At 60.8% G+C, this 14190-nt stretch carries 13 protein-coding genes and 2 pseudogenes; 12 read left to right on the top strand and 3 right to left on the bottom strand.

The features are described 5' to 3' along the window. Nucleotides 1–128: 128 nt before the first annotated feature. Nucleotides 129–1214 (bottom strand): annotated as a pseudogene (locus GTA51_RS18955) (SLC13 family permease); the annotation flags it as partial. A gap of 240 nt (nt 1215–1454) precedes the next feature. Between GTA51_RS18955 and GTA51_RS18950 the strand changes: the two are divergent. The 12 genes and pseudogenes from GTA51_RS18950 to GTA51_RS21620 all read left to right on the top strand — a co-directional run. Continuing rightward, nucleotides 1455–1925 (top strand): phage regulatory CII family protein, encoded by a 471-nt coding sequence (locus tag GTA51_RS18950; RefSeq protein ID WP_160963915.1) that lies wholly within the window; start codon nt 1455–1457, stop codon nt 1923–1925. A 601-nt stretch (nt 1926–2526) separates the two neighbouring features. After that, the gene (locus GTA51_RS18945; RefSeq protein ID WP_246198235.1) at nt 2527–4635 is read left to right on the top strand and encodes a heavy metal translocating P-type ATPase; all 2109 of its coding nucleotides are present in this window, start codon (nt 2527–2529) and stop codon (nt 4633–4635) included. A gap of 4 nt (nt 4636–4639) precedes the next feature. Then, nucleotides 4640–4951 (top strand): cation transporter, encoded by a 312-nt coding sequence (locus GTA51_RS18940; protein WP_160963911.1) that lies wholly within the window; start codon nt 4640–4642, stop codon nt 4949–4951. A gap of 19 nt (nt 4952–4970) precedes the next feature. Further along, on the top strand, nt 4971–6299 hold the full coding sequence (locus GTA51_RS21325) for a hypothetical protein (RefSeq protein WP_160963909.1): 1329 nt from the start codon (nt 4971–4973) through the stop codon (nt 6297–6299). Nucleotides 6300–6326: 27 nt separating this feature from the next. Further along, nucleotides 6327–6716 (top strand): magnetosome protein MamC family protein, encoded by a 390-nt coding sequence (locus GTA51_RS18930; RefSeq protein ID WP_160963907.1) that lies wholly within the window; start codon nt 6327–6329, stop codon nt 6714–6716. Between the two features lie 13 nt (nt 6717–6729). Next, nucleotides 6730–7074, top strand: a complete 345-nt coding sequence (locus tag GTA51_RS18925; protein ID WP_160963905.1) for a YtxH domain-containing protein — start codon at nt 6730–6732, stop codon at nt 7072–7074. After that, nucleotides 7058–7291, top strand: a complete 234-nt coding sequence (locus tag GTA51_RS18920) for a hypothetical protein (RefSeq protein ID WP_160963903.1) — start codon at nt 7058–7060, stop codon at nt 7289–7291. Before GTA51_RS18925 ends, GTA51_RS18920 begins: the two co-directional genes overlap by 17 nt. Next, nucleotides 7288–9444: a heavy metal translocating P-type ATPase gene (locus GTA51_RS18915; RefSeq protein WP_160963901.1), complete on the top strand. Its 2157-nt coding sequence runs from the start codon at nt 7288–7290 to the stop codon at nt 9442–9444. The genes GTA51_RS18920 and GTA51_RS18915 overlap by 4 nt, the downstream gene beginning before the upstream one ends. Next, nucleotides 9438–10169, top strand: a complete 732-nt coding sequence (locus GTA51_RS18910) for a ferrous iron transport protein A (RefSeq protein ID WP_160963899.1) — start codon at nt 9438–9440, stop codon at nt 10167–10169. The genes GTA51_RS18915 and GTA51_RS18910 overlap by 7 nt, the downstream gene beginning before the upstream one ends. 181 nt (nt 10170–10350) lie before the next feature. Then, the gene (locus GTA51_RS18905; protein ID WP_160963897.1) at nt 10351–11469 is read left to right on the top strand and encodes an acyltransferase family protein; all 1119 of its coding nucleotides are present in this window, start codon (nt 10351–10353) and stop codon (nt 11467–11469) included. A 189-nt stretch (nt 11470–11658) separates the two neighbouring features. Next, on the top strand, nt 11659–12198 hold the full coding sequence (locus tag GTA51_RS20690) for a Rap1a family protein (RefSeq protein ID WP_170300351.1): 540 nt from the start codon (nt 11659–11661) through the stop codon (nt 12196–12198). 80 nt (nt 12199–12278) lie between these two features. After that, nucleotides 12279–12416 (top strand): annotated as a pseudogene (locus tag GTA51_RS21620) (ISL3 family transposase); the annotation flags it as partial. A 176-nt stretch (nt 12417–12592) separates the two neighbouring features. Here the strand turns inward: GTA51_RS21620 and GTA51_RS18900 are convergent. Next, nucleotides 12593–12766 (bottom strand): hypothetical protein, encoded by a 174-nt coding sequence (locus GTA51_RS18900; RefSeq protein WP_160963895.1) that lies wholly within the window; start codon nt 12764–12766, stop codon nt 12593–12595. 104 nt (nt 12767–12870) lie between these two features. Next, nucleotides 12871–14061, bottom strand: a complete 1191-nt coding sequence (locus tag GTA51_RS18895; RefSeq protein WP_246198234.1) for an ATP-binding protein — start codon at nt 14059–14061, stop codon at nt 12871–12873. Between the last annotated feature and the right edge of the window lie 129 nt (nt 14062–14190).

Raw genomic sequence — 14190 nt, 5'->3', positions numbered from 1 at the left:
CAGGCCGCTCGCGCCAGGGCCAGAGGCTACCGAAACGTCACGAACTTCATCACCATGATCTACCTAATCGCAGCCCCAATCGCCGACTTCCTTGCTCAATGAATTCCATTTGAAACGTCGAAGAACCCAATGTACTTGGTCAGCCCCGTCTCCTGAAAGCCGTCGGCCAGGCACAGGCCGCCTCCGAAAAGCAGGATGACATCCCAGGGAATCTTAACCGCCGTCTTCCAGTCGAGCAGAAAAACACCCTTCTTGAGATCGGAGGGGATAACAAACAGCAGCAACGCTCCGGCAATGGCCACGGAGGCGTCGGAAACGCCCTTGAATATCGGCCACTTGACCAGACCCATGAGAATCCACAAGGAAGCCACCACCGCGAACACGGCCACGATGAGCTTTTCCTCTTTCTTCATAAGGCCCAGCTTGGCCAGTTCGGTCTTAATGAGTGAGTCGCCCCGGCCCTGCAGGATGTCGCCCTTAACCCGGAACAGCACTTTGGTCAGCAGCAGCCAGGTGATGATGAGGAAGGTGGCGGCCAGGGGGACGCCCACCTTCATCCAGTCGAGAAAGCCGATGCTCTGGCCGTAGAGTTTGTCGATCTGGGCCACCATGATGGTGTTGGGCGGGGTGCCGATGATGGTACCCAGGCCGCCGATGGAGGCGGCGTAGGCGAGACCCAGCATGAGGCTTATGGCGAAGGGGTTTTTGTGCAGATCCTTATCGCCGGTAATCTCGGCGCAAGCCTTGATGATGGCCATACCAATCGGCATCATCATGACCGTTGTGGCTGTATTGGATACCCACATGGACAAAAAGGCCGCCGCCACCATGAAGCCAAGCACGATGCGCGAAGGACTTGTTCCCACGAGCTTGATCGTTTGCATGGCGATGCGGTAGTGCAGATTCCAGCGCTCCATGCACACCGCGATAAAAAAGCCCCCCATAAACAAATAGATGATGTGATTCGCGTATGGCAGCGTCGCTTTGGCGCTGGTCATGATCTGCAAAAATGGAAACAGTACGATAGGAAGCATCGAAGTTGCAGGAATTGGAATGGCTTCTGTTATCCACCATGTGGCCATAAGCGCTGTCACTGCCGCACAGTACATGGCCGGCTGTGACATGCCCGTAGGCAAGGGCAACAGGCAGATGAGCAGGAACAAGGCAGGTCCCAGAAACAAGCCGACCTTTTTGATGGTATCCATCCTCAACATTCTCCTTGTGCGTAGGGGACATGAAAATGCTTGCAAGGGTGTGCCCGGCGTGGTGGTAAAACGTACTGCTGTGGGAGACCTCCTATTCTTTCATGCGTTGCGACCGGCAGACCAGCACAGGTCCGCCGCCCGAAGGGGCGGGCAATCCGCATGGCATCCTTGACAATTCACCGCTTGTGCATGCTATCAGACAACACCAAGTTAGATGCAACCCAGTTATAATCTAAGAGGCCTTTTATAATGTCGGCAGACATCAGAAACGTGATTTTGGAAATGATCCAGAACTGTCCCAAACCGATCAAGGTTGTTGCCGCTGAGATCGGCAAGCCCTATTCAACGCTGATGCGGGAGCTCGATCCTGAAGACAGACGGGCCAAGCTCGGGGTGGAGATGCTGCTGCCGCTCATGCAGGCCTGCAATGGCGCAGCGCCGTTGCGACACTTGGCCGAAGCCATGGGCTACCGGCTGGTGTCCAACCGGGAGATCACACCCGACAAGCCGACCTTTCACGAAGAACTGCTCGACACGTATCAGGCCCTGGTGGACTACCATCGGGCCATGCTTGAAGGGCTGCCTGCGGACGTCGTGGGCAAGCGACGGGAGGTGCTCGTCCGGCAGCTCAAAGAAGATTTTGTCTTTTATGTCAGCCAGGGCGGCGGAACCGGGGAAGAGGCCGCGGACAACGCCCCCCAGGCAATGCACAAGCGCTGATCCCGACCCTTCCACCGGCCCCATGGCCTCTGGCCGCATTGCTCCAGGCAAGGTGGAGCAATGCGGCCAGAGGCCTGCCTAAAACAGCCTTCCTGCAGCGGCCAGGGACGGCCTGTTGCTTGACGGCCGGCTGGCGTTGGACGCTTCGGCCCAGGTGGACCGTGTGCCCAACCGGGCAAATGAGCCATCACCCGCTTCCGTCACCCCCTTTGTAGAGTCCTACGCCAGACAGTCCCCCCTCGCGCTCCTTTTCCTACGCACCAGCATCACCTGGAGTGTGGGCCGCCCTCCTTTGCAGCGACGGCGACCCGGCGACACCGAGGGCCAGCCCAATTGCCAAAATTAGATATTGATTATTAAAATCAATTCCAGTAGAAGGCCGTTGCCCGTGCTGCGAAACGAACGGCATCTCCTACCCAATCAATGGGTTATCTCAAAACAGGATGCTTTTTGTCGGAAATAGTTTCCTACGGAACACCACATGCTCACTGCAAAGTCTTCCCGTCAGTCCGTGTCTGTGCGGCACAGCATCCCCGGCCGCCTTCGTTTGCACCTCAGCCCTGCGCCACTGGCCCCTCGTTTGGGAGTTCTCTGCCAGTCCATGCCCGGCGTAACCAGGGTTCGGATAAACGCGGCCTGTGCCGCCGTCATCATTGCCTACCAGGCAGAAATGACGGACGCGGGGCGCTTGTTCCAGGCCGTTCGGGAAGCCCTCGACTCCGCCCAGCCGTTGCCCGCGCCGGCCAAGGAAACAGGCGGCTGCACCTGCCGTCCCGCGTCGCCGGGCAAGTCCGGCGTCGGCAGCAATCTGGCCCGGTTTCTCGCCCTGTCCGGGGTCATGGCCTTTGTGTTTGTGCGCAAGGTGGTTTTCAAGGCGGCGCTCTCCGAGGCGGCGTTTTCCCCCCTGGGGCTTATTGCCCTCGTCGCCGCGTTTCCCGTGGCCCGGGAGTCCCTGCGCCACGCCCGGGAAAAACGCTTTACCCTTGAAGGATTCCTGGCCGCCGGCTGCGCTGTGGCCACGCTCTCGGGCCAGGCTTTGACCGCTCTGGAAATCCTGTGGATCCAAAGCGGTGCCGAAACCCTCAAGGCCTGGGTATCGGAGCGCTCGCGCCAGTCCATTTCGGCGATCCTGGATCTGACGGCCAAAAACACGTTCATCCTGGCCGGCGACGTGGAGGTGGAGGTTCCGGTGTCGGCGGTCAAGCCGCGCGACATCGTGGTGCTGCACACCGGCGAAAAAATCTCCGTGGATGGCCGCATCGTCTCGGGCGAGGCCCTTGTGGACGATTCCCCCATCACCGGACGGGCCGAACCAGCCCATCTGACCTCGGGCGATACGGTCTTTGCCGGGGCGTATGTCCGCCAGGGCATCATCCACGTCCGGGTCGAATGCGTGGGCGACCGGACCTATCTGGCCCGCATCATGCGGCAGGTCGAAGACTCTCTGGAAAACAAGGCCCCCATCGAGTCTGTGGCCGATAATCTGGCCCGTTCCATGGTGCGGCTGGGGATCGTGGCCACGGGGCTCACCCTGTTGACCACTGCCAGCCTGTGGCGGGCGTTTACGGTCATGATGGTCATGGCCTGCCCCTGCGCCACGGTGCTTTCCGCCCAGACCGCCATTTCCGCCGCCATTGCCGCAGCCGCCAAGCGCGGCATCCTTATCAAGGGAGGCCGCTATCTCGAAGAGGTGGGCCAGGCCGATACCGTCTGCTTTGACAAAACGGGCACACTGACGAGCAACCAACCGCGCATTGCCTGTATCCATAATTTTTCCGCGTGCAGTGAGGAAGAGCTGCTCAAGTGGGCCTATTCCGCTGAAGTGCATAACCATCATCCGTTGGCCATGGCCATTCGCAACGAAGCGTTGGCCCGCGACATTGACCCCATATCCCACGTTGTCTGTGACTTCACGCTGGGCAAGGGCGTGCGCGCCGTTATCGGGGACGATGTTATCCGTTTGGGGAACAGGAGATATCTTGCCGAATCAGGCATCGAATCATCGGCCAGAGATAAAGAAGTCTCTTCTCTTAGAGAGCGCGGGCTGACGGTTATTTTCCTCGCAAAAAACACGGACATATTGGCGGCATTCGCCTTTGCCAATGAAGCACGGCCCGACGCTGGAGATACGGTACGCACGCTCAAACAATCAGGCGTATCAAATATAACACTTATAACCGGTGATGCCGAGCAAACGGCAGTCGATCTCTGCCGGCAGTTGGGCATAACATCCTGCCACCACTCGATACTGCCTGCCCAGAAGGGTGAAATTGTCGCGCAGCTACGGCAAGGCGGGCACAAGGTGATCATGGTTGGCGACGGCATCAATGATGCGTTGGCCCTGGCCGAGGCAGACATCGGCATCGCCATGAGCGCCGCCGGAGCCGATGTGGCCATTGAAGCGGCAGACATCGCCCTGGTGCGGGACGATTTGGCCGACATCCTCTATGTCCGCGAGCTCAGCCGCCGCACGCTCCTGGTGGCCCGCCAGAATTTCTGGATTGCGACGTCAACGAATCTCGGCGGTGCCTTGGTCGGAGCCCTGGGCCTTTTGTCACCGGTTGCCTCCGGGTTGCTGCATATCGTCCACACCTTGGGCGTACTGGCCAACTCCTCGCGCCTGCTGCTGCCCTTGGCCGGGCCGGCAGTGTCCGACGACTGCGCGCAAGCGTTGCCGGTCTGCCCGCAACCTGAACAGGAAAAGGCATGACAGCATGAACATGCGGGAACTTTTGGAGATGCGAAACCTGGTTGCTGTGGCCCACCATGTGCCGGGACGATTGCGGTTGCGACTGGACCCGCAGCTGCGCGAGCACCCGGCGGCCAGGGAATTTGGCCAATGGAGCGCCAACGGTTCCGGCATCCTGGCCACGCGGCTCAACCCGATGGCCCGCTCCCTCGTGGTCGAATACGATCCCAAACGCATTGACCCGGACAACCTGGAAAAATTTTTGGTCGGCGCCGATGACGAACACGCCATGGCTCTGGCCGAAACCCTCGCCAAAGTTTTTGGCGTGACACCGTAAGTCTAGAGGAGAACACGGAATGGAAAACGCGACGAAACAGGAAGGAAACGCCATGGGTTCGTCAGCGGCAGGCCCGCAAACGGGCTTCGCGGGGATGCCTGCGGCCGGGCCATCCGGTTACGCGCCCGCAGAGTCTGGAGCCGCCGCACAGGGCGACCTCCAGCGTCAAGCATACATCCAGGCTGGCAGTGCTCCCGGCAGTTGCGCAGAAGCCGCCGTCGCAGGCCAAGCCCAGGCCGCCCCGCAGGGCTATGCGGCCCCCCAAGGTTACGGCGAACCGCAGGGCTATGTCGGACCGCAAGGCTTTGCCGGACCCAAGGGCTATGGCGCACCACAGGGTTACGTTGGCCCGCAGGGTTATGTTGGACCGCAGGGTTACGTCGGGCCTCAAGGCTATGCCGGCCCGCAGGGCTATGCTGCTCCCCAAGGTTACGGCGGGCCGCAGGGCTATACCGGACCGCAGGGCTATGCCGGACCGCAGGGCTATGGCGCACCCCAGGCCCAGGCCGGTTCTCAGGAGCACGCGGCTTCCCAGGACAACGGCAAATCCAAGGGAGGCCCCAAGGCAAAGCCTGAAGGCGAATCCTCCAGTGAAAAATCCGGCCACGCTTGTGGTTGCGGCAAACACGAAGCCGACCCCGGCATGGCCTACGGCCCGCAGCCCGGTATGCCCTTTGGCGCTCCCCAAGCCGGGATGCCGTATGGTCCCCAACCGGGCTTGCTGTTCGGTCCCCAGCCCGGCATGGCCTACGGCCCGCAGCCCGGAATGCCCTTTGGCGCTCCCCAGCCCGGGATGCCCCAGGGTCCGCAGCCGGGTATGCAGTACGGTCCTCAGCCCGGCATGGCCTACGGTCCGCAGCCCGGCATGCCCTTTGGCGCTCCCCAGCCCGGGATGCCCCAAGGTCCGCAGCCGGGCATGCAGTACGGCCCCCAGCCCGGCGGTCCCTTCGAAGCGCCGCAGTCCGAACATGGCGGATGCGGCGGCAAGTCCGGCGCTTCCGGTGGCCCGGCCGGATTCGCGGGCTTCCCCGGTTTCGCCGGTCAGGCCGGTTTCGGAGCGCCGGCTTTTGCGGCCATGGCCGGTATGGCCGGCATGGCCAACGAAGATCCCCAGTTCCTGCATAACCGCTACGGCCAGATGCTCGATATGTGCAGCGAGATCATGCAGGGCAAGGCCGATCCGGTCAAAATCGCCTCGTTTCTCACGGCCAGCGGCACCCACTTTTGGAAAGGTGCCCTCGTCGGGGCGTTTACGTCTTTCATCCTGACGAACAGTTCCGTCAAATCCGCGCTGGGTGACAGCTTCTCGGCCATTTTCGGTGGCAGCAAGACCGAGCCGACCGCCTAACCGCCAATCCAATCAGAAGGAATCCCTATGTACCTCTCCCAGTACAAGCAGCAGTACCCCACCCAGCAGCGGCTGACCAACCTTCCGGTGGGCGCTATCGCCACCATGGGCCTTGTCGGGGCCATGCTCGGCGGGGTGGTGACCGCCGCCCGCGACATGCGCAAAGTAAACTCCGGGGCCATGACGCGCAGTGAAGTCGCTGGCGACGTGATCAAGGAAGCGCTGGGCACGGGTCTGGCTACGGCCGTGGGCACGGCCGCCGGCGGGGTGGTTTTCCGCAATGGCCCCTTGGCCCTGGCCACCATGGCCGTGGTCGGCGTGGGCACGAAGTACCTCTACGACGGACTGGTCAACGCCGCCTGCGACGCCAAGACGGCGGACACGGCTCCGGTCAAAGTCACCACTAAAAAGGCCTAGCCGGGAAAATAGCATGTCCCAATATCCGCACTATCCCCAGTACCCCTATGCTCCCGGAACCGGCCAGTACCAGACCGACCCTTCGGGCTCCTACGCTTCCCAGTATGGCTATTACACCCCGCCCCAGACCTCGTGGACCCAGGGTTGGTTCGCGTTTACGGACCCGGGCTATGTCAAGGGCCTGCTCCTGGGCGCAGCCGTTTCCTACGTCCTGACCAACCCCAAGGTGCAGCGGGCCATGGTCAAGGGCGTGGTCACCCTTTGGACCTCGGTCCAGGGCGGCGTGGAGGAAGTCAAGGAGCAAATCAACGACATCAAGGCTGAGATGAGCATGAAAGCCGATGCAGACAAAAAGTAACATCGATATCGCGCAGCAACGCCAGCAAGCGAAGCTTGGCATGACCGTTGCTCTGGGGGCGCTCGTGGCCACGGGGCTGCTGTCGCGCATGCAGGGCACCTGGACGCAGGGGGCGCGGACGCTGCACCTGTGTTCCGGCGTGGCCCTGGTGGGTTTCTCTTACTGGCACCTGACGCTGTATCAACAAAATGCGCGCATGAGAGGACACTCCGCATGACGCAAACCCAGGCGTTGCCGACGCCCGGGACGCGCGTGGGCCACTTTCGGGTGGCCCACGCCCTTTCCCGCCGCGTACGGCTCAAATCCGCAATCTTTGGCGACCCTCTGTTTGATGGGGTCTATTTCCAGGCCCTGCTGGAGGCCCTGCCGGGAGTCTCAGAGGCCCGAATCAACGTCCGGGGCGGCTGTCTGGTCGTGGTCCATGACGGACGCTTGGAAACCTGGGAGAAACTTCTCCAAAGCCTTAAAGGGATTCCCAACGAGGCTTTTCAGCACAGCCCCGAATCCGAGGCCCCGGTCACCGGCTCCGACGTGGGCATCAAGGCTCTGATCACCGTGTGTGCCCAGGCCCTGCCCTGGCCGGCCAAGGCTTTTCTGGGCTGGACCATGTCCATGGGGGTCATCGTCAAGGGCATCGAAGCCCTTTTTTCCGGCGGCCTCAAAGTGGAGACCCTGGATGCCACGGCCATTGTCATGGCCCTGGCCCGGGGCAAGTATTTCACGGCCGGCTCCATTACCACGCTGCTGGCCCTGGGACAGTATTTGGAAGGCCAAAGCGAGCAGCGCTCCACGCAACTGCTCAAAGGCCTGCTGCGGCCCCAGGTGGAAAAGGTCTGGGTGGTGCGTGACGGCGTGGAAGTCCAAACGCCAGTGGAGCAGGTCGTCCCGGGCGACAGGGTCGTGTGCGGCGCGGGCGAACTGATCCCCATCGACGGCGTGGTGGCCGAGGGTGAGGCTTCGGTCAATCAAAGCTCCATTTCCGGGGAATCCGTGCCGGTCCACATCCGCCCCGGCGAAGCGGTCATCTCCGGTTCCGTGATCGAGGAAGGACGCCTGACCATTGCCGTGGAACGTGTGGGCTCGGAAACCTCCATGGCCCGGATCGGCCGCTTTATCGACCAGTCCCTGCGCGGCAAGTCCAAAACCCAGACCAAAAGCGCCGCCCTGGCCAACAAACTGGTCCCCATCACCCTGGGGCTGGGCGGCCTGATGCTGCTGGCCACAAAGGATGTCAACCGGGCCACCTCGGTTTTGACCGTGGATTTTTCCTGCGCCGTCAAACTGGCCAGCCCCGTGGCCGTTCGCTCCGGCATGTACGCTGCCGGGCAGGCCGGCGTGCTGCTCAAGGGTGCCGCCGCCCTGGACGCGCTGCAGGACGTGGACACCATTGTGTTTGACAAAACCGGCACGCTGACCACTGGTCTGATCGCCGTTACCGACATCCTTCCGGACCAGGGCTTGGCCGAGACCGAACTCCTGGCCCTGGCTGCCGGAGCAGAGGAACATTACGACCATCCGGTGGCCCGGGCTGTTGTGCGGGAAGCCAAACGGCGCGCGATCGCCTTGCCGCCCATAAGCCGGGTTGATTTCATTGTGGCGCACGGCGTTTCCGCGTCCATAGACGGCAAACACGTGCTGGTCGGAAGCCACCACTTTGTTGCCGAAGACGAAGGGATTTCATGTTCCGATATGGAAGAGAAGGCCGCCGTTTTGCGCAGCCAGGGGAAATCGCTCCTCTATGTCGCCATGGAGGGCAAGCTCGCCGGTATCATTGCCCTGCGCGACGATCCCCGGCCCGAGGCCGGGGCCGTGCTTGACGCTTTAAAGGCCTCAGGAATCTCCAAGATTGTGGTTCTCACCGGCGACCATAAGGATACGGCCCTGGCCCTGGCCCGAACGTTGCCGCAGATTGACGATCTGCACTACGAGCTCAAACCCGAGGACAAGGCAGCCATCGTGGAGCGCCTCAAGAAGGAAGGACGCATACCGGCCTTTGTCGGCGAAGGTGTCAACGACGCGCCGGCCCTGGTGACCGCCCATGTGGGTGTGTGCATGCCCAGAGGGGCCGATCTGGCGCGTGAAGCCGCCCAGGTGCTGCTGCTGCACGAGGATCTGCATACGCTTGTGGTGGCCAGGGAAGCGGCCGCCAGGACGAACACCATCATCCGCCAGACCTTTGGAGCCACCATCGGGTGCAACTCCTTGATTATGTTGTTGGCGACCGGCGGCATGTCGCCGGTGCTCGCGGCGCTTCTGCACAACGCCACGACCATAGGCATCCTTGGCTATGCAGCCATGGCCGCTTCGCGCCCGTTGGGGCGAAATGCGGTTGTGGCCGCCAACACGCGGTGCCGGGAGGAAGTATGTTAACCACGCTTACCGACGCACCTGTCGGCGTTTCACTTGTCGTGTCCCGCATTGCGGGCCAGGGGTTTGCCGCCCGCATGGCCCGGCTGGGACTCTATGAGGGGGTGTTTATGACACGCCTTGACGACAGTGTGGCCATCGGGCCGGCCAGGATCATCGGCCCGGCGGGTGAAGTCACATTAAGCGGCTGGCTGGCCGCAAGGGTGGTCATCCATCTCGATGACGACCGGCGCTTGCCGCTTCTCGAATGCGCGCCGGGTGACTGTGGGCATGTGGAAGGTCTGACCGGCCACCATGCTATCGAAGAAACACTTGCCATGCTGGGCGTGCGGGAAAACGATCGCATCACGTTCGTGCGCCGGCTCCCGCCCATGTTGTATAAGGCCGTGCTGGACGATAAAGACCGGGTCCAAATCAACGAAGGTCTCGCCGCCAAAATCTTTGGGGATACGCCGAGCGGCTCGGCGCAGTTTTGTTCCATCGGCGTTGGCGAGGATTTCACTGTCCGCCGGATTTTAGCCGGTGCCCATGCCGCAGACACGCTCGCCACCTTGGGCATACGGCCTGGGAGTCGGCTATCGTTGACCCAGGTGGCCGCCGGGCAGGTGGTGTCTTTTTCGGGCAAGACCCCGCTCGTCTGCACGACGCGGGATGGCTTGCGCTTGTATTTCCAAGAGAAAGACGCAGAGAGAATCTTTGTGCTCAGCTCCGATGCCGCAGAACCTTGAGACTGGCACTGCGGTTTTACAATAGAGGTGGACTTCGTGTAGGCCCCAGCCGCCGAGGTCCTTGACAAACTTGGGCGGATGTGGATGAGATTGTGTTATGTTCTTTTGAGAAGACAGATCAAATCGCACCCCCTCCTTCGGGGATTCCAGGAGGACGGGAGGATATATGCCACGGGACAGAATGTTCTTTGTGGACAACATCCGACTGGTGATGATCATCCTCGTCGTCTGCCACCATGCGGCCATCAGCTATTGCGATATTGGGGCGTGGTATTACAAAGCGCCTCTCACGCCTGGACCTGTCACGAATTTCTTGTTCTTCCTGTTTGTAAGCTTTAACCAGTCATTTTTCATGGGCACTCTATTCGCCCTGGCCGGATATTTCGCGGCCAACACCCTGGAGCGCAAGGGGAGTGCGGCCTTTGTCCGAGGACGCCTCTTGCGCCTGGGAGTGCCAACGCTTTTTTACATGATCCTCCTCGACCCGTTGACTGTCTATCTGGCCAATGCCCGGGAGTTTCATTCCCTTGGCGACTTCACGGCCATATATGGGCATTTCCTGTCCACAGCCGGCATCCTGGCCGGGACCGGCCCCATGTGGTTCGCCCTGGCCTTGCTGGTCTTTTGCCTCATGTATGCCGGCTGGCACGCGCTACGGCAGGCCGCACCGACGACCGGCGGGCCCCGGCCCCTCACCGCGAAACTGCTGGTCTGGCTGATCGTTTGCAGTACGGCGGGCACCTTCGCCCTCCGGCTCGCCTATCCAATCGGGAAGACCGTAAGCAACCTGCAGCTCGGCAATTTCGCCCAGTACAGCATCCTGTTCATTTTCGGCATCCTCGCCCAGGCCAACGATTGGCTGCGCACCCTCGACGCACGGCTGGGGCGACGGTGTCTGCTGGCGGTGTTCGTTGGCCAGCTGGCCTGGATTGGGTGGTGGCTCCTGCTGGGGCTGGGTGAGATGACAACCGACTACCAGGGAGGTCCTCATTGGCAGAGCCTTATCCCATCCATGTGGCAGTCGATCAACAGTGTGTGCCTGACGGTGGGACTGGTCGCGTTGTGCCGCGAGCGCTGGAACCGCCAGGGCGGTTTCGTGGCACAGCTGTCTGCGAGTGCTTTCGCGGTCTACGTCTTTCACCCGCCGGTCCTGGTCGCCCTAGCCCAATTGCTTGAGCCGGTGTCGCTTGGAGCTCTGCCCAAAGCGGTACTCTTGTCCGCGCTGGCGGTGCCAACCTGTTTCATGGTGGCTTACGGCGTGCGACGGGTGCCGCTGCTACGGGACATGGTGCCGCAGTAAGGTGGACAGATCCAAACTCTTCGCACGACGTTTCGATCTGATTTGGGGGCGGTTTTTTCGAGGGTTTCAGCCTGAGCCGGCATCAGGCCGGCCACAAGGGACATACTCCAAAACCAGTTAGCGGGGGCAACTCCAGTCGCTGTCTATGACGCCAAACTCGCCGCCATCTGCAGGCAGTCCGCGGAGTGCATGAGGTTGTTGCAGGTTCCAGACATAGGTCCTTTTGCCGCCACGGCCATTGTGGCGGCGGTGAGCCAGGCCAAGGAATTTAAGAACAGACGGGTGCTTTTTGCTTGGCTGGGCCGCAATCGAGATATTACGTTGACGGCCATAAGCGATATGATTTGTTATTCAGAGTGCACAAATTTTTGCCAACGAGGTATTTCTATGAAAAACCTGATAGCCGCAGCTGCATTAATCACATGTCTTGCCATTTTTCAAACAGCGTTTGCGAAAGCGCCGACGGCTAACGAATTTTTAAGATGGTTCGAAGAGGTCCAATTGGCATACGTCATGGGCTACTGGAATGCGTATGTATTGCTTATGGCAAGCCATAATGAACAAGTCCCAGACGGAGTAACCTACCATAGGCTGCGAGACGCTTTTCGGAAATGGATAAGAGAGCACCCCGAGAAAAAAAATGAAAACCTGGGCGAGATTTCAATTGAAATCCTCGGCAGTTTATTTCCGATAAGGAAGCTTCATCCTTCCGGAAAATGGCCACAGTGACTCTGATCAGTTCTTCGACGTTTCAAATGGAATTTGACCCCTGCTCAGGTTGGGGGTAGCGGCCTCCTCGGAGGATCGACATGCGCACCAATGACATCTTCGCCCTGGGACTGGGTCTGACTCCTCCCTGGCAGGTTTTGAGCCCACGTCTGGACACCGATAAGACACACCGAGCCCTCCACCTGGTCCTCGGTGCCGATAGGGGTGCCACCTACCCGTAGCCGGGCCAAGCAGAATGATTGCTCGACCTATGACAGCATGGCCACGCCAGGGTCAGGCCAGGAGCCTGACCTGAAAGAGCGCCCGCGCCCCTCTCCAAATGCCACCAGACGAAAGCGCTTTACTCTCAAGTTCGATGACGGAACTCCGATCTTCAAACCGAAAAAAAGGATGGCTACTCCAACTTCACCTGATCGACTCGGCCATCGACGGACCAGTTCCCCCGGCGATAGGCGGCAGGCCCGACCAGGCTCCAATCATTGGCAATGGCATCGACGCCGCTCACGGTTTTGATCTTGGCGGATTGCGAGAAATACCCGGGTGCCAGCAACAAGACTCTTGTGGTCACGGTGGACCACTTGCCGGGCGTCATCAGGAACAGAACATCAAATTCGATACGACTCTCGGCTCCAAAACTCTTAGCGGCGACACGTGTTTTGAAGAGAAGATCAGTTAGACACCCTTCAAAAGACTGGAGTTCACCTCCGAGGTCGGCCGCGATGGCGTCGTCTCATGACTGCTTCCTGGCTCGTCGCTGTCGCAGCTCGATCCTTGCAGCACCCGGCGCATGACCACAAATAATTCATCTATTTCCACAGGCTTGGACACGTAACCATCGAGCCCGGCCGCCAGGAATCGCTCACGGTCGCCCTTCATGTTGTAGGCGGTGAGCGCCACCACCGGCATGCCCCGGGCCGCCTCGCCGGCCTCGCCGTCGCGGATGCGCCGGGTAGCCTCGACCCCATCCATCTCCGGCATCTGGATGTCCATGAGCACGAAATCGGCTGGTTCCTGGCACAACTGCTCCAGCACTTGGGTTCCGGACCCGGCCAGACGCACCTGGCAGCCGGCTTCAGACAGGAAATGCTCGAGAAAGAGCCGGTTGACCCCATTGTCTTCGGCCAGCAGCACCCGCAGTCCGGCAAAACTACCGGCCTCTGGCGCGCTATCGGGGCGCTGGGCCTCCCACGAGGATTCGATGGCCGGCCGCAGGGACACGGTGAATGAAAAGGTGCTGCCCTTGCCGGGTACGCTTTCCACATCGATGCACCCGCCCATCATCTCCACCAGCAACCGGCTGATGGCCAGCCCCAGGCCCGTGCCGCCAAACCGCTTGGTGCTGGTGGATTCGAGTTGTGAAAAAATCTGGAAAAGCTCGTGCTGCCGATTCTCGGGAATGCCGATGCCGGTGTCGCGCACGCTGTAGGCCACCAGCATCGGATCACCCGGCCGGGTCAGGGACACCGCCACTTCCACCTCGCCCTGTTCGGTGAATTTGAGCGCATTGCCAACGAGATTTCGCACCACCTGCATGATGCGGTCGGGATCGCCGTGGACCATAGCCGGCACTTGGGGATCCAGGCGCACGGTCAGAGTCAGCCCCTTTTGACGGGCCGAGAACTTGAAGGGCTTCATGGTCCGGTCGAGCGTGTCGCGCAGATCGAAATCTACCGGCAAAAACTCCATCCTGCCGGCCTCGATCTTGGAAAAATCCAGGATGTCATTGACGATGCCGAGCAGCGACCGGGAGGAATCGAGGATCATCTCAAGGTGCTCCCGCAGATCCTGACGCGGTGACTGGCTGAGCGACATCTGGGTCAGGCCGATGATGCCGGAAAGCGGCGTGCGGATTTCATGGCTCATGTTTGTTGATCAGCATGGAATATTGACCCCTCTTTGGATGAAATCAGCGTCCAAAGTTGACCCCCTCGGCAGCCCCCTTAGATGTCTTCGATCATCGGAGACGGGAGGGGCAGCGAGAGGAGATGCTGA

The sequence above is a fragment of the Solidesulfovibrio aerotolerans genome, assembly GCF_009856865.1.
GTDB lineage: Bacteria > Desulfobacterota > Desulfovibrionia > Desulfovibrionales > Desulfovibrionaceae > Solidesulfovibrio > Solidesulfovibrio aerotolerans.
This window is presented reverse-complemented; position numbering and strand designations above follow the sequence as displayed.

What these genes read in the sequence shown, in the direction of transcription:
- GTA51_RS18950 (WP_160963915.1), top strand. Translation starts at nt 1,455, where the DNA reads ATGTCGGCAGACATCAGAAACGTGATTTTGGAAATGATCCAGAACTGT.
- GTA51_RS18945 (WP_246198235.1), top strand. Translation starts at nt 2,527, where the DNA reads ATGCCCGGCGTAACCAGGGTTCGGATAAACGCGGCCTGTGCCGCCGTC.
- GTA51_RS18940 (WP_160963911.1), top strand. Translation starts at nt 4,640, where the DNA reads ATGAACATGCGGGAACTTTTGGAGATGCGAAACCTGGTTGCTGTGGCC.
- GTA51_RS21325 (WP_160963909.1), top strand. Translation starts at nt 4,971, where the DNA reads ATGGAAAACGCGACGAAACAGGAAGGAAACGCCATGGGTTCGTCAGCG.
- GTA51_RS18930 (WP_160963907.1), top strand. Translation starts at nt 6,327, where the DNA reads ATGTACCTCTCCCAGTACAAGCAGCAGTACCCCACCCAGCAGCGGCTG.
- GTA51_RS18925 (WP_160963905.1), top strand. Translation starts at nt 6,730, where the DNA reads ATGTCCCAATATCCGCACTATCCCCAGTACCCCTATGCTCCCGGAACC.
- GTA51_RS18920 (WP_160963903.1), top strand. Translation starts at nt 7,058, where the DNA reads ATGCAGACAAAAAGTAACATCGATATCGCGCAGCAACGCCAGCAAGCG.
- GTA51_RS18915 (WP_160963901.1), top strand. Translation starts at nt 7,288, where the DNA reads ATGACGCAAACCCAGGCGTTGCCGACGCCCGGGACGCGCGTGGGCCAC.
- GTA51_RS18910 (WP_160963899.1), top strand. Translation starts at nt 9,438, where the DNA reads ATGTTAACCACGCTTACCGACGCACCTGTCGGCGTTTCACTTGTCGTG.
- GTA51_RS18905 (WP_160963897.1), top strand. Translation starts at nt 10,351, where the DNA reads ATGTTCTTTGTGGACAACATCCGACTGGTGATGATCATCCTCGTCGTC.
- GTA51_RS20690 (WP_170300351.1), top strand. Translation starts at nt 11,659, where the DNA reads ATGAGGTTGTTGCAGGTTCCAGACATAGGTCCTTTTGCCGCCACGGCC.
- GTA51_RS18895 (WP_246198234.1), bottom strand. Translation starts at nt 14,061, where the DNA reads ATGAGCCATGAAATCCGCACGCCGCTTTCCGGCATCATCGGCCTGACC.